Source organism: Undibacterium paludis (genome assembly GCF_022568815.1).
Lineage (GTDB): Bacteria > Pseudomonadota > Gammaproteobacteria > Burkholderiales > Burkholderiaceae_D > Undibacterium.
Genome location: NZ_JAKZHX010000016.1, coordinates 72,682 through 90,019 on the forward strand (window position 1 = coordinate 72,682; position 17,338 = coordinate 90,019).

Annotated in this window: 16 protein-coding genes; 10 read left to right on the forward strand and 6 right to left on the reverse strand. The window is 50.8% G+C overall.

Features of this window, described 5'->3' with window-relative positions:
- The first annotated feature begins 192 nt into the window (after positions 1–192).
- The gene (locus LZ463_RS23860) at positions 193–1,059 is read left to right on the forward strand and encodes a pirin family protein (RefSeq protein ID WP_241458803.1); all 867 of its coding nucleotides are present in this window, start codon (positions 193–195) and stop codon (positions 1,057–1,059) included.
- A 25-nt stretch (positions 1,060–1,084) separates the two neighbouring features.
- A complete protein-coding gene (locus LZ463_RS23865) occupies positions 1,085–1,489 on the forward strand; it encodes an OsmC family protein (RefSeq protein WP_241458804.1) in 405 nt (134 codons plus the stop codon).
- A gap of 66 nt (positions 1,490–1,555) precedes the next feature.
- Here the strand turns inward: LZ463_RS23865 and LZ463_RS23870 are convergent, their stop codons facing one another.
- The 3 genes from LZ463_RS23870 to clpS all read right to left on the reverse strand — a co-directional run bounded on the left by LZ463_RS23870 (position 1,556) and on the right by clpS (position 4,530).
- Complete coding sequence (locus tag LZ463_RS23870) at positions 1,556–1,834, reverse strand: hypothetical protein (protein WP_241458805.1); 279 nt, start codon at positions 1,832–1,834, stop codon at positions 1,556–1,558.
- A gap of 90 nt (positions 1,835–1,924) precedes the next feature.
- Entirely contained in the window at positions 1,925–4,225 is a 2,301-nt protein-coding gene (clpA, locus tag LZ463_RS23875; protein WP_241458806.1) for an ATP-dependent Clp protease ATP-binding subunit ClpA, read from the reverse strand.
- Positions 4,222–4,530 (reverse strand): ATP-dependent Clp protease adapter ClpS, encoded by a 309-nt coding sequence (gene clpS, locus LZ463_RS23880; protein ID WP_110257372.1) that lies wholly within the window; start codon positions 4,528–4,530, stop codon positions 4,222–4,224. The genes clpA and clpS overlap by 4 nt, the downstream gene beginning before the upstream one ends.
- A gap of 398 nt (positions 4,531–4,928) precedes the next feature.
- On the opposite strand from clpS, the gene LZ463_RS23885 reads away from it, so the two are divergent.
- From LZ463_RS23885 to LZ463_RS23895, 3 genes are all read left to right on the forward strand, one after another.
- Positions 4,929–5,132: a cold-shock protein gene (locus tag LZ463_RS23885; protein WP_162021162.1), complete on the forward strand. Its 204-nt coding sequence runs from the start codon at positions 4,929–4,931 to the stop codon at positions 5,130–5,132.
- Between the two features lie 159 nt (positions 5,133–5,291).
- Positions 5,292–6,659 (forward strand): cache domain-containing protein, encoded by a 1,368-nt coding sequence (locus LZ463_RS23890; protein WP_241458807.1) that lies wholly within the window; start codon positions 5,292–5,294, stop codon positions 6,657–6,659.
- Positions 6,656–7,312, forward strand: coding sequence for a response regulator transcription factor (locus LZ463_RS23895; protein ID WP_241458808.1), 657 nt, complete (start codon positions 6,656–6,658; stop codon positions 7,310–7,312). Before LZ463_RS23890 ends, LZ463_RS23895 begins: the two co-directional genes overlap by 4 nt.
- A gap of 93 nt (positions 7,313–7,405) precedes the next feature.
- Here the strand turns inward: LZ463_RS23895 and icd are convergent, their stop codons facing one another.
- Positions 7,406–8,659, reverse strand: a complete 1,254-nt coding sequence (gene icd / locus LZ463_RS23900; RefSeq protein ID WP_241458809.1) for an NADP-dependent isocitrate dehydrogenase — start codon at positions 8,657–8,659, stop codon at positions 7,406–7,408.
- A 388-nt stretch (positions 8,660–9,047) separates the two neighbouring features.
- On the opposite strand from icd, the gene LZ463_RS23905 reads away from it, so the two are divergent.
- Together LZ463_RS23905 and LZ463_RS23910 are read left to right on the forward strand one after the other, a co-directional pair.
- The gene (locus LZ463_RS23905) at positions 9,048–9,593 is read left to right on the forward strand and encodes a pseudouridine synthase (RefSeq protein ID WP_241458810.1); all 546 of its coding nucleotides are present in this window, start codon (positions 9,048–9,050) and stop codon (positions 9,591–9,593) included.
- A 146-nt stretch (positions 9,594–9,739) separates the two neighbouring features.
- Positions 9,740–9,952: a hypothetical protein gene (locus tag LZ463_RS23910; protein ID WP_241458811.1), complete on the forward strand. Its 213-nt coding sequence runs from the start codon at positions 9,740–9,742 to the stop codon at positions 9,950–9,952.
- Positions 9,953–10,190: 238 nt separating this feature from the next.
- Here LZ463_RS23910 and rpsT read toward each other — a convergent pair whose 3' ends face one another.
- Positions 10,191–10,454 carry a 30S ribosomal protein S20 gene (rpsT, locus tag LZ463_RS23915; protein ID WP_162058396.1) on the reverse strand — a complete coding sequence of 88 codons (264 nt, stop codon included), beginning with the start codon at positions 10,452–10,454 and terminating at the stop codon, positions 10,191–10,193.
- 355 nt (positions 10,455–10,809) lie between these two features.
- Here rpsT and LZ463_RS23920 point away from each other — a divergent pair, with 355 nt between their 5' ends.
- Positions 10,810–11,403 (forward strand): GNAT family N-acetyltransferase, encoded by a 594-nt coding sequence (locus LZ463_RS23920; protein WP_241458812.1) that lies wholly within the window; start codon positions 10,810–10,812, stop codon positions 11,401–11,403.
- 18 nt (positions 11,404–11,421) lie between these two features.
- Positions 11,422–12,591, forward strand: coding sequence for a vWA domain-containing protein (locus tag LZ463_RS23925; RefSeq protein WP_241458813.1), 1,170 nt, complete (start codon positions 11,422–11,424; stop codon positions 12,589–12,591).
- A 54-nt stretch (positions 12,592–12,645) separates the two neighbouring features.
- Here LZ463_RS23925 and LZ463_RS23930 read toward each other — a convergent pair whose 3' ends face one another.
- Positions 12,646–15,054 (reverse strand): penicillin acylase family protein, encoded by a 2,409-nt coding sequence (locus LZ463_RS23930; protein ID WP_241458814.1) that lies wholly within the window; start codon positions 15,052–15,054, stop codon positions 12,646–12,648.
- A gap of 401 nt (positions 15,055–15,455) precedes the next feature.
- On the opposite strand from LZ463_RS23930, the gene LZ463_RS23935 reads away from it, so the two are divergent.
- On the forward strand, positions 15,456–17,279 hold the full coding sequence (locus LZ463_RS23935; RefSeq protein WP_241458815.1) for an ABC transporter transmembrane domain-containing protein: 1,824 nt from the start codon (positions 15,456–15,458) through the stop codon (positions 17,277–17,279).
- Positions 17,280–17,338 lie beyond the last annotated feature (59 nt).

Consider the following 17,338-nt stretch of genomic DNA (forward strand, 5'->3'; position numbering starts at 1 on the left):
TCATCCGAAAATTATATCAAATATAATAATTCGAATTGAGCTTTTTGCAGCGCAATAGAAAGTACGCGCTTTCAAACAGATACTTTGGATTTAGGATCGCCGCAAATAAAGGCCTTCTTGTCATCAGTTATTTCTGCCCATGACATGATCAAGCTTTTCTTCACAAAACGCTTTTGAAAAAGGAATATCACCATGAGCGTCATCAGTCTGACCATACCTGCCCGCAGCAAAGACCTCGGCGGGTTTACCGTTGGCCGTATTTTACCGTTTGCCAAACGTCATCTGGTTGGCCCCTTTATTTTTCTCGACCATATGGGTCCTGCCGTTTTTTCGGCAGGACAAGGCATGGATGTACGCCCGCACCCGCACATAGGGCTGGCAACGGTCACCTATCTTTTTGAAGGCAGCATGTATCATCGCGACAGCCTCGGCAGCGAACAAGAGATATTGCCAGGCGCTGTCAACTGGATGACGGCTGGTCGTGGCATCACGCATTCTGAGCGCAACAACGAAGCCCAAAAAGCGCAGACGCGCAACATGCACGGCTTGCAAAGCTGGGTTGCTCTGCCTAAAGAGTTTGAAGAGGTAGAGCCAGAATTTCATCACCATGATGCTGCCAGTCTGCCCAGGTTTGAGTTGAACAAGGTAGCACTAACCCTGATCGCTGGCACTGCTTATGGCCATACCGCGCCGGTCAAGATTTACAGCCCGCTGTTTTATGTAGAAGCCAGAATGCCGGCCGGTACGCAATTGCAGGTACCTGCCGACTATGCAGAACGTGCCCTTTACCTGATATCAGGTGAGTTAAACATCGGAGATGACGTGATACAGCCCTTGTGCATGCCGGTGTTTGCCGAAGGCGCCAATGTCGTCATTACTGCACGCAGCGATACCCACCTGGTGTTACTGGGCGGCGCCACCTTGCCAGAAGAAAGATTTATTTTCTGGAATTTTGTGTCAACGTCACAAGCCCGTATAGAGCAGGCAAAAAGTGACTGGAAAGCCGGTCGCTTTGCCAAAGTCCCTGGCGATGATGAATTTATCCCTCTCCCCGAATAATGACAGAAAGTTACAGAAAAATATCATGACTGAACAAACCATCTTTGCCCATGTCAGTGAAACTGGCGAAAGCGGCTTTGCCGTTCAAATAGACGTATCTGGCCATACCCTCAAAGGTGACGAACCTGTTGATGCCGGTGGCAGCAACCTAGGGCCTTCCCCATATGACATGCTGACTGCGGCGCTGGGGGAATGTACCGCTATGACGGTGCGCTGGTATGCCCGCCAGCATGCCTACCCGTTGGAGAAGGTCGAAGTGAAACTGAGCCATCACAAAGAAGGCATGCAGGACATATTCAAGAAGGAAGTCATCCTTCACGGAGAAGAATTGACCGAGGAACAGCGCAGCAGGCTGGTGGCAATTGCCGCCAAATGTCCAGTGCATAAGACCATCACCAGCTCACCCGTGATAGAAACCATGGCAGGCTGAATATCGGTGCAGGGAAGCCTGAAAAAGCAAAACCCCGGGTGATTTAATCACTACCCGGGATCTTTGTTATTTTTTCATTTTACGGCTACGGCCTGCCGATTCGCGCAAAATGGTGTAATTCCAGTCATCACTATGCTGACCTGCGCCAGTACTGACGGATACCCGAAACATGTCACCCTCACCCTTGAGGCGCTTGCCGGATGCCACATGTTTTTTGCTGGCATCGTTACGCTCATAGACATCAATCTCAACCTCGCCGCCTTCCAGGGCAGTCTGGGAAAGTACGGCATCTATGGTCTTGGTCGTATATTCAAGTACATATGTTGGAAGTGTAAGGCCTGCCATACTATTCTCCATCACGTAAAAATATACAACTATTAATATATAACTATTAACTAAATGCCCCGGGTTTGAACCGGGGCAGCAAGTGTGGCTTTATTCGACTTCGACCACCTCTTGTGATGCCTCTGGCGGTGTTGCGTCACCTTCCGAAAACTCCAGTTTTATCTGGTCCTTATCGTCAAGATCAACAATCACGCGTCCACCTGTTACCAGCTTACCGAATAAGAGCTCATCCGCCAAGGCTTTGCGTATCATGTCCTGTATCAAACGCGCCATAGGTCGCGCGCCCATCAAAGGATCGAATCCTTTCTTGCCGAGGAACTTGCGCAAATTATCTGTAAATGTGGCCTCCACTTTTTTCTCATGCAATTGCTCTTCAAGCTGCATGAGGAACTTGTCAACCACACGCAAAATGATCTCTTCGTCGAGTGCACGGAAGCTGATGATCGCGTCCAGGCGGTTGCGGAACTCAGGCGTAAACATACGCTTGATGTCGGCCATTTCGTCGCCGGCTTCCTTGTTGTCGTTGAAACCGATGGAGCGTTTTTGCAGGCTTTCGGCGCCAGCATTGGTCGTCATGATAATAATCACATTGCGGAAATCCGCCTTGCGACCGTTGTTATCTGTTAACGTGCCATGGTCCATCACCTGCAACAGGATGTTGAAAACATCCGGATGCGCTTTTTCAATTTCATCCAGCAGCAAGACAGCATGTGGTTTCTTGGTGATGGCTTCAGTCAGCAAACCACCCTGGTCAAAACCGACATAGCCTGGTGGCGCACCAATCAGGCGGCTGACGGCATGACGCTCCATATATTCCGACATGTCAAAACGGATCAGCTCTATGCCCAGGGTAAAGGCCAGTTGCTTCGCCACCTCGGTCTTGCCAACACCGGTAGGGCCGGAGAACAGGAAAGAGCCGATAGGCTTGTCTGTCTTGCCCAGACCTGCACGCGCCATCTTGATCGACGATGACAGGGCTTCAATAGCAGGCTCCTGGCCAAAAACCACGTTTTTCAAGTCGCGCTCTATGGTTTGCAGCTTGCTGCGGTCATCTTGGTTGACGGTCTGCGGCGGAATACGGGCAATTTTCGAAATGATGTCTTCGATATCGGCCTTGCCTATGGTTTTCTTTTGCTTGGACTTGGGCAAAATACGTTGAGCAGCACCCGCCTCGTCAATGACATCAATGGCCTTGTCAGGCAAATGACGGTCATTGATAAAGCGCGCCGACAGTTCTGCCGCCGTAGTCAGCGCGGAAGCAGAATACTTGACATTGTGATGCTCTTCAAACTTGGCCTTGAGGCCGCGCAGGATCTGCACAGTCTGCTCAATCGTTGGCTCATTGACATCAATTTTCTGGAATCGACGTGACAGGGCATGATCTTTTTCAAACACACCGCGATATTCCGTATAGGTGGTCGCACCTATGCATTTCAACTGTCCGCTGGACAAAGCCGGCTTCAGGAGATTGGATGCGTCCAACGTACCGCCCGATGCCGAACCGGCACCAATGATGGTATGGATTTCATCGATGAACAGGATGCCGTTTGGCGTATCTTTGAGCTGCTTGAGAACGCCTTTGAGGCGCAATTCAAAATCACCACGGTATTTGGTCCCGGCCAGCAAAGCACCCATATCGAGTGAATACACGACTGCATTTTGCAGAATATCAGGGACATCGCTCTGGGTGATGCGCCATGCCAGGCCCTCGGCAATCGCTGTTTTGCCGACACCAGCTTCGCCGACCAGCAAAGGATTATTCTTGCGACGACGGCACAGTATCTGGATCACACGCTCAACTTCATTGTCACGGCCAATCAGCGGATCAATCTTGCCTTCAGCAGCAGCCTTGTTTAGGTTCTGGGTGAACTGATCAAGCGGGTTTTCTTTAGGCTGACCTTCAGCCTGATTCTCTTCGGTGCCTTCAGGCGACTTCTGCGGCTCGTTATGGCTGTCTTTACGCACGCCATGTGATATGAAATTCACCACATCGAGACGAGTCACACCCTGCTGATGCAAATAGTACACAGCATGCGAGTCTTTTTCACCAAAGATCGCAACCAGTACATTGGCGCCGGTCACTTCTTTTTTACCATTCGATGCCGATTGCACATGCATGATCGCGCGCTGTATCACGCGCTGGAAGCCCAGCGTGGGCTGGGTATCGACCTCATTGGTGCCAGGTACGGTGGGGGTATTATCTGTAATGAAATTACCCAGGGTTTTGCGCAAATCCTCAATATTGACTGCGCAGGCCCTCAAGACCTCCGCAGCAGAAGGGTTATCCAGCAAGGCCAGCAGCAGGTGCTCGACCGTGATGAATTCATAACGAGCCTGCCTGGCCTCGACAAAGGCCATATGCAGACTGACTTCGAGTTCTTGCGCAATCATACTTCCTCCATCACACATTGCAGGGGGTGTCCTGCCTTACGGGCATGCGTTAATACTAGTTCCACTTTGGTCAGCGCAATATCTTTGGAATAGACACCACATATCCCTTTGCCATCCCTGTGCACTTTGAGCATGATCTGCATCGCAGTCTCACGATCCTTATTAAAATATTCCTGAACGATCGCGACCACAAACTCCATAGGAGTATAGTCATCGTTGAGTAAAATAACCTGATACATGGAAGGCGGTTTCAGCTTCTGTGCCTGACGTTCCAGTATCGTACCGTTTTCTTGCTTGTTTCCCATACGTATATTCTAGTACGTTGATTCGATCCAGAGACAAATAATAAGCGAATAAAAACAGCTTAATTTCCACCTCGGTCAAATGTTACGCCCTTTCCGCTTTCTCCGCAGATGGTGACAGATTTCTTTAGATCAAGTTTCAATGACAAATCTATTTCTTCATTCGCCGTACAACAGGATTTTCTTGTCATTAAGTAAAAATACAACAGTACTGCAAAACTAGCAGTTTTGTAACCAGAAGTTTCTTGACTTTAGCTTTTTTTCCGCCAAGAATGATATTTATTGACAAATAAAGTAGTAAATCGTCAATATGAAGTGAGCAGGTCAAGGGGGAGGTAGCGTAGTGCTAGGTTTCTTGCTTTTACGGCTCGTGTGATTAGTTTCTATTTGAAAGATGCATTATGGCAACAGGTACCGTCAAGTGGTTCAATGATTCCAAAGGTTTCGGCTTTATCACTCCGGATGACGGTGGTGAGGATTTGTTCGCCCACTTCTCCGCAATCCAGATGAACGGCTTCAAGACCCTGAAAGAAGGTCAAAAAGTAACGTTCGAAGTCACGCAAGGCCCTAAAGGCAAGCAAGCTTCCAACATTCAAAACCCTTAATCTCTGATTCTTCTCAGATTCTGGTTTTTTAAAAAGCCCCGCAATTGCGGGGCTTTTTTTCCCACTCTTCCTGACTAAAATCGACATATCGATTTTGCTTAAATTGGCTTTAAAAGTTAAAGTAAGCGTCTTTATAAAGTCCCGGTTTACATTTTCTTGATGAAGCTCAGGTACAAAATCATCCTGCTCGCGGTTGCCCCCCTGCTATTAGCCTTTGCAGGCATTGCAGTCGCCGTGTTCTATCAAGCCACCTTTTTAGCCAAACAGCAGAGAAGCACGATAGAACAGGCCTACCTGGCCAGCAAAGAGGCTGAACTGAAGCACTATGTCAACCTTGGGACAGCGGCAATCTCTCATTTATACAACGCCAGGCAGCAAAGCGCACTTACCCAGGAAGAAGCCAAGAAAATCCTGGCTGCGCTCGATTTTGGCGATGACGGTTATTTTTACATCTACGACATGCAGGGTAAAAACCTCATGCATCCCCGCCAGCCTGAACTGGTAGGCAAGGATCTGTCAGGCATGACCGACCCACAGGGCAATCTCACCATTCAGGATTTGTTGAACAAGGCAAAATCCGGCGGCGGAGCCGTACGTTACTTATGGGAAAAACCATCAATCCACAAGGTCATGCCCAAGCTGGGTTATGTCGTCATGCTGGAAAAATGGGGCTGGATGCTGGGTACCGGCATATACCTTGATGATGTGGATGACGCCCTCAACAAAATTGACGTACAAGTCGCAAAAAACATACAGCGCACCATGTCCTGGATTGCCGGCATTGCGATTATCAGTGCCTTGTTGATCGCCCTGTCGGGCCTGGCATTGAATATCAGCGAATCCAGGCTGGCTGAAGCCAAGCTCAAGGTGCTGGCACAGAGCGTAGTCAGCTCACAAGAAGACGAACGCGCCCGCCTTTCACGTGATTTGCATGATGGCCTGAGCCAGCTGCTGGTGTCTGTCAAATTGCAGATAGAATCGGGTCTGGTCAAGCTGAGCCAGAACAATGGCAACCAGGACGGTGCCAGGAACTCGTTTTCCCGCGCCACAGACCAGCTCAATGAGGCTCTCAGCGAAGTACGGCGCATCTCACACAACTTGCGCCCTGCCCTGCTTGATGACTTGGGCGTGGTGGCTGCGTTTGGCCACCTGGCAGATGAATTTGAGAGTGCTACTTCGCTGCCGGTGAGTTTCCAGGCTGAGGGCGACTTTCATGCTCTGAACGAAATCAGCAACACAGTATTGTTCCGCGTGGCACAAGAAGCACTGACCAATATTCACAAGCACGCCGAAAAAGTCAGTCATGTAAGCATGCAGCTGCATTGCCAGGGCAGCAGTATCTGCCTGACCATCAGCGACGACGGCCATGGCTTCGACATCAAGGGCGTCGCCAATCACCCTCACCGCGGCATAGGCTTGTCGAACATGCGTGAGCGGCTGGCCGCCATCAACGGCAGCCTGGAATTACAATCGAATAACGCGGGCACGACCGTCATTGCCCGCATTCCCAATGGAGAAGATACATGAGCGACCAACAGCCAGACCAGGTCCAGCCCATGCCGACAGCACAACAAGTACATTTGCTACTGGTTGACGATCACCCGCTGGTCAGGGACGGCCTGCGTGCCCGGCTGGAAACCATCGCCAACATCCACGTTGCCGGGGAGGCAGGTAACGCCGAAGAAGCCCTGGCCATCGCCGCCAACACAAAAATCAACCTGGTGCTGATGGACATCAACCTGGGGACTGGCAATGGCATCAGCCTGACTGCCCGCTTCAAGGCAGAATATCCTGACATTGCCGTGATCATGTTGTCCATGCATGAAAAAACCGAATACGTGAACCAGTCCATACAGGCAGGCGCCCGTGCCTACGTACTCAAGGATGCGCCGGCAGTAGAAATCATAGAAGCAATCGATACGGTCATTGCCGGTGGCACGTATTTCAGTTCCGGCCTGAAAAAACAGGGGGACTCTACTGAAAGCAGCCAGACATTGACACTGAGGGAGCAATCCATCCTGAAATGTATCGCCACCGGTAAGTCCAACAAACACATCGCCCGTGAACTGGGGCTGAGCGTGCGGACAGTGGAGACCCACAGGCTCAATATCAAACGCAAACTCAATATTGAGGGTCAGGCAGATTTGATACGGTATGCCTTGAACAATGTGGTGATGTAGTCCCGTAGCCCTGATGTAGTCCAGTGATGCATACAAAAAAAACGGCCTCTGAAAGGAGGCCGTTTTTTCATATGCAGAACAGTACTTCTGAAATTACATGTTCTCAATCATCACGTCGCCGAAACCGGAGCAAGACACTTGTGTCGCGCCTTCCATCAGGCGAGCGAAGTCGTAAGTGACTTTCTTGGCCGTGATGGCTTTTTCTGTGGAACTGATCAACAGGTCAGCCGCTTCTACCCAGCCCATGTGACGCAACATCATTTCTGCGGACAGGATCAGGGAACCCGGGTTCACGTAATCTTTGCCAGCGTACTTCGGTGCTGTACCGTGGGTTGCTTCAAACATGGCGATAGAGTCAGACAGGTTGGCGCCTGGGGCGATACCGATACCACCGACCTGTGCTGCCAGCGCATCAGAGATATAGTCGCCATTCAGGTTCAGTGTAGCGATAACGCTGTATTCTGCCGGACGCAACAGGATTTGCTGCAAGAAAGCATCAGCGATGGAATCCTTGACAGTGATTTCTTTGCCTGTCTTCGGATTCTTGAACTTGCACCATGGGCCGCCATCGATCAGTTCAGCGCCGAATTCTTTTTGTGCCAAAGCATACGCCCAGTCACGGAAGCCACCTTCGGTGTACTTCATGATGTTGCCCTTGTGGACGATAGTCACGGATGGCTTGTCATTGTCGATGGCGTACTGGATCGCTTTGCGTACCAGACGCTCAGTACCTTCACGGGATACTGGCTTGACGCCGATACCGGAAGTTTCTGGGAAACGGATTTTCTTGACGCCCATTTCTTCAGTCAGGAACTTGATCAGTTTTTTAACCTGGTCAGAGCCTTCAGCGAATTCGATACCGGCATAGATATCTTCAGAGTTTTCACGGAAGATGACCATGTCAGTTTTTTCTGGCTCACGTACTGGGGATGGCACGCCTTTGAAATAACGTACTGGACGCAGGCAGACATACAGGTCAAGCTCTTGACGCAAGGCCACGTTCAGGGAACGGATGCCGCCGCCAACCGGTGTCGTCAATGGGCCTTTGATGGAAACGACGTAGTCTTTCAGTACTTTCAGTGTTTCTTCTGGCAGCCAGACGTCCGGGCCATAGACTTTAGTGGATTTTTCACCGGCATAGATTTCCATCCAGCTGATTTTGCGCTTGCCTGCGTAGGCTTTTGCCACGGCCGCATCAACGACCTTGATCATGACAGGGCTGATATCAACACCGGTACCATCGCCTTCAATAAAAGGAATGATAGGATTATCAGGAACATTCAATGAAAAGTCAGCGTTGACGGTAATTTGTTTACCTTCAGCAGGTACTTTAATATGTTGATACATCGTTTTCTCCGTAGGTGGGCGATCAAGCGGGTCGCGCTTTTCTCATCATTTGCCTTGCATGCCAAGAGCAGTACCATCATAGCCTGTTTTTACAGCAATTCAATCAGCCAGGACAGTAACTCTTCTATAAGACACAAGACCATCATTTCGTATTATGCACTACTATTTTACCGTATGCCATCAGTTTGTCAGCTTTACCGCCGCCAGCCAGGGCTGATTTCCATTTGCTTTGCCTGGATGGCAACTCTCATCATAGTCACCCACAATCAGGCGTAACCACTACCGGCAACCAAAACCGGTTTTGTCATATCAGATATTGCAATAGCGATGACAATAGTCGTTGCGACAGACATGGCTATGCCTGGCATTTTACGGTTACCATATTGCCATGAAACTGATTTTGCTCAACAAACCTTTTAACGTGATGTGCCAGTTTTCGGCCCACCCCACCCGACCCACCCTGGCCGATTACGTCAAGATACCGCGCATATATCCGGCAGGCAGGCTTGATGCTGACAGTGAGGGATTGATATTGCTGACGGATGACGGCCAGCTGCAAAACCGTATCAGCCATCCTGACCACAAACAGCCCAAGACTTATCTGGTGCAGGTTGAAGGCACGCCTGACCATGCAGCCCTGGACAAACTGAGGCAGCCTATCGATCTTGGTGATTTTGTCACCCAACCCTGCATAGTCAGGCATATCCACCAGCCAGAATGGCTATGGCCACGCAACCCACCAGTACGCGAGCGCGCCAGCATACCCACCAGCTGGCTGGCGATGACTTTATCTGAGGGAAAAAACCGCCAGGTCAGGCGCATGACGGCAGCCGTTGGCCTGCCAACCTTGCGTCTTATCCGCAGTAGTATAGGAGGCTATTCGCTGGAAACCCATCCATTGATGCCTGGCGAATGGCAGGAAGTTAAAGTTTAGACAATATTTGCACAAAAATTCAGAAATAAATCCCGAAACGATTTAAATTAATTAGAATTCCTGTCAACGCCCAGGTGACCGGACGCGTTATTTACCATGATTCGATTGAATCGCCTTTATCCAACTTTTTTTGAGGGACACACAAAATGAAAAAATTGATCGCCGCTCTGGTAGCCACATTGTTCGCTACTGCCGCTTTTGCTCAAGCATCCGCTCCTTCAGCTAAAGCATCTGCTCCTGCTGCATCCGCTTCTGCAGCAGCAGCTGCATCTACTGACGCTTCCAAGCCAGCTAAAAAAGCGAAGAAACATAAAAAAGCGAAAGAAGCATCCGCAGCATCCGCATCTGCTTCCAAGTAAGATTAGCGCAACTTCAAATCAAGGCAGGATTATCCTGCCTTTTTTTACGCCTGCAGCAAAACCTGCTTCGAGCACACTCATTTCAATAGAACAAGCCCGTCAGCAAATTCAGGATTCCAGAATAAAAACCAAAAAGCAGAAGGCAAAGTAAAAAAACCGCAATAAATTGCGGTTTTTTTACATCGGCTACTGAAGCAGTTTACAGACTTGCTGCAAATGCCAAGCCAGGCTTGATAAATTAAGCCAGTGCTTTCAGAGCGGAAGCCAGACGGCTCTTATGGCGAGCTGCCTTGTTTTTGTGAATAATTTTCTTGTCAGCGATACGGTCGATAACCGATACGGAATTTTGGAAAATTGTTGCAGCAGCAGCTTTGTCGCCGGCTTCGATTGCTTTACGAACAGCTTTGATCGCTGTGCGCAGCGTGGAGCGCTGGCTGGAGTTGTGTGCATTCAGTTTAACTGCTTGACGAGCACGTTTGCGTGCTTGTGCGGTATTTGCCATGAGATTTCCTAAACGTGGTCAAAGCGACGAGGTCAAAACATTTGATTTATAAATGCCACGCCGCAAAAATTCTATACAGCTTTGCAGTATAACCGGATTTATTTTTGTTAGCAAGTATACTCTTCGTTTCATTCAACAAAACTGCCACGCTCCGTAACTATCAGGGGTAAATAAGCAGTTCCCTGCGCTGTCATCATTAAATTTTGTCTGACTGTATCTATCCTCGCCGTGCTGATGATGTAAAACTTGTGCTTAAAGCCACACATTTAGCCACCCATTTGTGGCAGCGCATTTTGCATGATGCCCGCATGATACCCATCAAGCAGATCGCAAATCTTACACTGAAAGGCAATACATGAACTGCACACCCATAACCCTGCGCGGCAAATACGTCACACTTGAGCCTCTGGAGCAGCAACACCTGGCAGATATGGCCGCCGTCGCAGCAGACGGTAAATTATGGCGCTTGTTTTATACCTCGGTCCCCTCGCCAGAAAACACCCAGCGCTGGCTCGATACTGCCCTCGACATGCAAAAACAGCAGAAGGCGATCCCCTTTGTGGTTCGTGAAAACAGCAGTGGCAAAATCATAGGAACAACCAGATACTGTAATATGGACATGAATAACAGGCGCACCGAAATTGGTTACACCTGGTATGCACAAAGAGTGCAGCGCAGCCCGGTGAATACTGAATGCAAGTTATTATTGCTGGAACATGCTTTTGAAGTATTTGGCTGCATCGCGGTCGAGTTTCGCACTGACTGGCTCAACCGGCGCTCACAGGCAGCCATAGAACGCCTGGGTGCCAAGCGTGATGCGGTGTTGCGTAACCATATGATCATGCCGGATGGCCGCATACGCGACACCGTGATCTATAGCATACTCAATACTGAATGGCCGGGCGTAAAAAGAAACTTGCAATATATGCAAATCCGATATGAAGAATGATAGTTTAGGGGGCAAAAAGTGCTGATCGATTTTTTCTTTACATTAAAGGACGCCAAGATACCAGTATCCATCAAGGAATTCCTGATGCTGCTGGAAGCCATGGAAAAAGGTCTGGTCAGCATGTCCCTCGATGATTTTTATTTCCTCTCGCGCACCATCATGGTCAAGGATGAGGCGCATTATGACAAATTTGACAAAGCCTTCGGTCTGTACTTCAAAGGCATAGACACCATCTTTGAAAAACGCCCGGACATACCACTGGACTGGCTCATGAAGCGCATGGAGCGTGAATTGACTGATGAGCAAAAAGCCGCTATCGAAAAATTTGGCTATGACAAGCTGATGGACAGGCTGCAAGAGTTGCTAAAGGAGCAAAAAGAGCGGCATGAAGGTGGCAGCAAATGGATAGGTACTGGCGGCACTTCACCTTTCGGTAATGGCGGCGCCAATCCCGAGGGTATACGCATAGGCGGTAAAGGGGGTGGCCGCAGCGCTGTCAAGGTATGGGAAGCACGCTCCTTCCGCGATTATGATGCTGAACGCGAACTCGGCACCCGCAACATCAAGGTCGCCCTGCGCCGTCTGCGCAAATTTGCCCGCCAGGGTGCAGAAGAAGAACTGGCGCTTGACGCCACTATCAAGGCCACGGCCAACAACGCCGGCTACCTTGATATCAAGATGCAGCCTGAACGCAAGAACAACATCAAGGTGCTCATGCTGCTCGACGTGGGCGGCACCATGGATGACCATATTGCCCAGACTGAAGAGCTATTCTCGGCAGCCAAGACAGAATTCAAGAATATGGAATTCTTTTATTTCCATAACTGCGTGTATGACTACTTGTGGAAAAATAACAGGCGCCGTCACGCAGAAAAATTCCCCACCTGGGACGTCTTGCGCAAATACACACCGGATACCAAGGTGATCTTTGTCGGCGACGCCACCATGAGCCCCTATGAAATCTTGCAGGCCGGTGGCTCGGTTGAATACAACAATGAAGAGGCCGGGGCAACCTGGCTGCAGCGCTTTACCTCGGCTTTCCCCAAATACATCTGGCTTAATCCAGAACCTGAGGGTTTGTGGCAATACCGTCAGTCAATTTCAGTCATACGTCAGATCATGAGCAATCGCATGTTCCCGGTCACCATAGAAGGCCTGGAACGCGGAATGCGCCTGCTGAGCAAATGAGGGGCAAGTGGCTTTTTAAAAAAGCGCTGAAGATAACGCCCCTTCAATGCAATGTCATTTCCCGCGCATCAGCAGTGTGCTTCTGGTATGCGCGGCCACATCCCTGGCGCTCAGGTATTGCGGCACATAACTGCCCACTGCAAAACTGGCCGCCTGATCATTGTAGTGGGCATCAAACAGCACACCGCTTTGACCAACCGGGTTGATGCCAAGGGCTTTGCTGGCATCGCCAAAATCAATCAGTCTGCGGGTTGAGGGACCGTAAGTAACCTCCCAGGGTGCCGGGCCGATGGGACCAGACAGGTTATTCGGCACTTCACGTCCACCGGCAACAGCAAAAGGGCCGACATTGAATAATTTATCCAAAGGTTTTTGTTGTGATAAAGGATGTTTGTGCGTCAGCGTATGCGCTCTGGCCCAGGTCCATTGCCTGCTATCAGCCCCCAGGACTTTTTTCAGATGGGTAATACTGTCTGTCCAGGCCAGTTTGATGACTGTGTCACGTCCTTTTTTTGTTGCCGTGTTACGATCATCCCACCAGGGAGACTGCTCGTCAGCGAGCAGGCGCGGCAAGGCAAAATCAAGTGCGCGCGAGCGCAACAGATTCTTGAATTGTGCTTCACCGAGCTCATCTGCCATGGCAACAAAGCAGACCTGATACAGCATTTGGCTGAATAAAACTGGGGCAACGCTATTAAGCTGATAACTGCCATCCCAATTTTCAAGCAGGCCTAACAGACGCTTGCCTTCATCATCGCTGACCTGTCTGCGCAACACTGGCAACAGATGCGGCAACACCTGCGCCGCATAGCCGGTTTGCGTATCAAGCTGAAGCGTCTGACTGTTTTTGACATCCCACCTCATGCCCGGCTGCGCCAGCAAAGCCTCGAGACGGCGCGCTCTTTCCGGCAAATTGTAGTAACCAGGTATGGAAAAGTCAGCATTGGGTAAAGGTTGCTGATTGGCCGATACGATAAAGCCACGTGCGGGATTGATTTCGTGCGGATTGTCAGCAAATTCAGTAAAGCCCAACTTGTTGGCCTCATCACTGGCGCCATCAAGAATAAAGGCGGGGTTGACACCTTGCGGCCTGCTGACCAGTTTTGCGGCGGCCCACCAGCCTATGTCGCCAGCAGCATTAGCCCAGACCACGTTCAAACCTGGTGCATGGATCTTGCTGGCGGCAACACCGGCCATATCCGATTTTTTGGCGCGTCCCAGTTCATAAAATGCTTCCAGCACAGGATTTTCTGTTTCCAGGAATGCCCACCACATCGCCACAGGCTTGCCCGCATACGCTTCACCAAGATTATCTTTGAACGCGTCAGTAATGATAGGGCCGTGCGGTGACCGACGCAGCTGCAATTTCAATGCCTCTGCACCTTTGACCTTGATGATTTCTTCACGACTCTGCATGTCGACCCATTTACCTTTGACCCATACCTGGTTGGGATTTTGTGGATTGACTTTTTCTGCGATCAAATCAAGATCGTCGTTTTGCAGCATGGTCAAAGTCCAGCCGTGATACGACTTGTGGCCCAACAGGGCAAACGGGTTCAGCGCCTGGTAATGACCATACAATTCAAACCCCGGCATGTTCAGGTGCGCCTCGTACCAGACAGCCGGTGCGGAATAGGCAATATGCGGGTCGCCTGCCAGCAAGGGCTTGCCGCTGGCGGTCCTGCTGCCAGAAACGACCCAGGCATTACTGCCTTCCATTTGTGGCAGGCCAAATTCTTCCAGCACCTCCTGACTGGTGCGTGCGATGCGCTGGAGCTTATCCCAGTCGGCCTGTTGCAAGGACAGTTGTGTATTGACTACCCCCCTGGGGTGCCATTCCAGATCAAAAATTCGCAAATAATCCGGCCCCAGCTTGTCTCGCACCATGGTCAATACAGGTTCGGTCCTGAATGCAGCTGCAAAGCTATAGGCCATATAGCCTGAGACTGCAACGGTATCCTCTGCTGTGAATGGGCGTTTGGGTATGCCCAGCAAATCAAATTCCAGTGGTGCTGCATGACCGGCCTGGAACTGGTTGATGCCATCCAGATAGGCATACAATGCCTTGACGGCTGCTGAATTCTTGTCGAGCCTGGCAACATACTCATCTGCGTGTTGACGCAAACCCAGGGTACGGAATAAGCGATCAGCATCCAGCAGTTTGGGGCCAAGAATTTCTGCCAGCTCACCGCGCGCCAGGCGGCGCGCCATCTCCATCTGGAACAGGCGATCCTGCGCATGGACATAGCCGAGAGCGCGATACAGGTCAGCCTCATTTTTTGCCTGTATATGCGGCACGCCACGCTCGTCATAATTGACAGTGACTTCAGCCTGCAGACCGGACAGGACGATTTCGCCGCTACGCTGTACACGCTTGCTGTATATATACAGGCTCACACCTGTAAATGCGATGACCAACAAACCAAGCAGGCTGAGTACAACCCATTTCAACAAGCGCTTCATCGTCCGGTTTCCCATTTGAAATCGTTTGATAATTTTACACTCAAGCCGGCGCAAAGGCAGATGCAAAGATCAGCGGACAATTAGTCACGCAAAACCTGACCAAACAACAGCGCCCGGCTTTACTGCGCACAGGCATACGCTTGAAAACCAGTCGAACACTAAACATATCTTTTTAACAATGACACTCATTCAAACCTGATCAGCATCAGTCTTTACAAGAACGAACACAAGCCGAAAATGCAAGGCCTGCTGACTATGCATACAGAAAAGGATAGACTGCTCTATTGATTTTAGCTGTTCCAGCAACATCTATTGGGCTTTAGCACGCGCTACAGAGCGCAAACAGATTCTTAGTCGTATTTAGTCACGATTCGCCCCAAGTCACCCACCCAGGACTGCGCATGACCCAGACACCTTCCAGCACTCCCACTGCCAGCCCCATTTCCGAGCGCAGCAGTTTTCAAACCCTGAAGGGCTTGCTGCCTTTTCTGAGCCCATACAAACGGCAATTCGTCCTGGCCGGCATAGCCCTGCTGGTTGCAGCCGGTGCCACATTGGCAATACCCTATGCCTTCCGCCAAATGATCGATCTTGGCTTTGGCGGCGGCGACCACAACATCAAGCATGTGGACCTGACCTTTATCGCCCTGTTTGGTGTCGCCTGCGTCCTCGGCATTGCGACGGCAGCCAGGTTTTACATGGTGTCCTGGCTGGGTGAGCGGGTCACGGCAGATATACGCAACGCAGTATATTCACATGTAGTGACGCAGAGCCCTGAATTTTTTGAGACTACCCAGACCGGTGAAGTGCTGTCACGCCTGACCACAGACACCACCCTGATACAGACTGTGGTTGGCACCAGTATCTCTATGGCCTTGCGTAACTTCCTGCTGTTTTTGGGTGGACTGGTGATGCTGTTCGTGACCAGCCCCAAGCTGTCATCGATCATCATCGTTATGCTGGCAGTTGTGGTCTTGCCCATCATTCTGTTTGGCAGGCGCGTACGTACGCTGTCGCGTGACTCGCAGGACAGGATCGCAGATGCATCGGCAATTGCCGGCGAGATTTTGAATGCCATGCCGACCGTGCAGGCATTTACCCATGAACATATAGAAGCCCGTCGTTTTTCCGGCAGCGTTGAAAGTGCATTCAAGACCGCCATGCGACGCATACGCGCCCGCTCCTTGCTGACGGTGATGGCGATCTTGCTGGTGTTTGGCGCCATCGTGTTTGTACTATGGCTGGGTGCACATGCGGTCATGCAAGGTCGCATGAGTGGTGGCGAACTGGGGCAATTCATCCTGTATGCATCGATAGTGGCCGGCGCCATTGGCGCTCTGTCAGAAGTCATGGGGGATGCCCAGCGCGCCGCTGGCGCGACCGAGCGCCTGCTGGAATTGATAGAAGTGAAATCCCCCATCCAAAACCCTGAGAAGCCACTGAGACTGCCTGCCCGCGCCGAACACGATGCCAGGGGCGCCGCACTGTCACTGCAAGACATAGAATTCCACTACCCTTCACGTCCCAAGACAGCAGCCCTGGCTGACCTCAATCTTGAGATACAGCCGGGCGAAACCGTAGCCGTGGTCGGTTCTTCCGGCGCTGGTAAAACTACCCTGTTCCAGTTGCTGCTCCGCTTTTACGATCCCCAGCATGGCACGATCAGGCTCGATGGTGTGAACATCCGCGATTTGACGTTGCATGATTTGCGTGATGCCATCGGCGTGGTGCCGCAAGACACCGTCATCTTTTCTGCCAACGCAATCGAGAATATCCGTTACGGTCGCGATGGTGCCAGCGATGCCGAAGTAATCGCCGCCGCCAGAATGGCTGCTGCGCATGAATTTATCGAGCGCTTGCCGGATGGTTATCAATCCTTCCTCGGTGAACGTGGTGTGCGCTTATCCGGCGGACAAAGACAGAGGATAGCAATTGCCCGCGCCTTGCTCAAAAACCCGCCCCTGCTCCTGCTTGATGAAGCCACCAGTGCGCTAGATGCTGAGTCAGAGAGACTGGTACAGGGTGCACTGGAAGTGGCCATGCAGGGCCGCACCACCCTGATCATCGCCCACAGACTGGCAACTGTGCAGCGCGCCAACCGCATCATCGTCATGGAACATGGTCGCATCGTGGAAACCGGCACCCATGCTTCACTGGTAGAACAAGGCGGAGTCTACGCAAAATTGGCCGCATTGCAGTTTGATCTCCATAAAAATGATGAATAAAAATTAGCCTGTAAAGCGTGGCAAAATAAGCATCTCATCAATAACAGATCCGCGGGAGA

What these genes read in the sequence shown, in the direction of transcription:
- LZ463_RS23895 (WP_241458808.1), top strand. Translation starts at nt 6,656, where the DNA reads ATGAGCGACCAACAGCCAGACCAGGTCCAGCCCATGCCGACAGCACAA.
- LZ463_RS23930 (WP_241458814.1), bottom strand. Translation starts at nt 15,054, where the DNA reads ATGAAGCGCTTGTTGAAATGGGTTGTACTCAGCCTGCTTGGTTTGTTG.
- LZ463_RS23890 (WP_241458807.1), top strand. Translation starts at nt 5,292, where the DNA reads ATGAAGCTCAGGTACAAAATCATCCTGCTCGCGGTTGCCCCCCTGCTA.
- clpA (WP_241458806.1), bottom strand. Translation starts at nt 4,225, where the DNA reads ATGATTGCGCAAGAACTCGAAGTCAGTCTGCATATGGCCTTTGTCGAG.
- LZ463_RS23885 (WP_162021162.1), top strand. Translation starts at nt 4,929, where the DNA reads ATGGCAACAGGTACCGTCAAGTGGTTCAATGATTCCAAAGGTTTCGGC.
- LZ463_RS23865 (WP_241458804.1), top strand. Translation starts at nt 1,085, where the DNA reads ATGACTGAACAAACCATCTTTGCCCATGTCAGTGAAACTGGCGAAAGC.
- LZ463_RS23905 (WP_241458810.1), top strand. Translation starts at nt 9,048, where the DNA reads ATGAAACTGATTTTGCTCAACAAACCTTTTAACGTGATGTGCCAGTTT.
- clpS (WP_110257372.1), bottom strand. Translation starts at nt 4,530, where the DNA reads ATGGGAAACAAGCAAGAAAACGGTACGATACTGGAACGTCAGGCACAG.
- LZ463_RS23860 (WP_241458803.1), top strand. Translation starts at nt 193, where the DNA reads ATGAGCGTCATCAGTCTGACCATACCTGCCCGCAGCAAAGACCTCGGC.
- LZ463_RS23920 (WP_241458812.1), top strand. Translation starts at nt 10,810, where the DNA reads ATGAACTGCACACCCATAACCCTGCGCGGCAAATACGTCACACTTGAG.
- LZ463_RS23870 (WP_241458805.1), bottom strand. Translation starts at nt 1,834, where the DNA reads ATGGCAGGCCTTACACTTCCAACATATGTACTTGAATATACGACCAAG.
- icd (WP_241458809.1), bottom strand. Translation starts at nt 8,659, where the DNA reads ATGTATCAACATATTAAAGTACCTGCTGAAGGTAAACAAATTACCGTC.
- rpsT (WP_162058396.1), bottom strand. Translation starts at nt 10,454, where the DNA reads ATGGCAAATACCGCACAAGCACGCAAACGTGCTCGTCAAGCAGTTAAA.
- LZ463_RS23910 (WP_241458811.1), top strand. Translation starts at nt 9,740, where the DNA reads ATGAAAAAATTGATCGCCGCTCTGGTAGCCACATTGTTCGCTACTGCC.
- LZ463_RS23935 (WP_241458815.1), top strand. Translation starts at nt 15,456, where the DNA reads ATGACCCAGACACCTTCCAGCACTCCCACTGCCAGCCCCATTTCCGAG.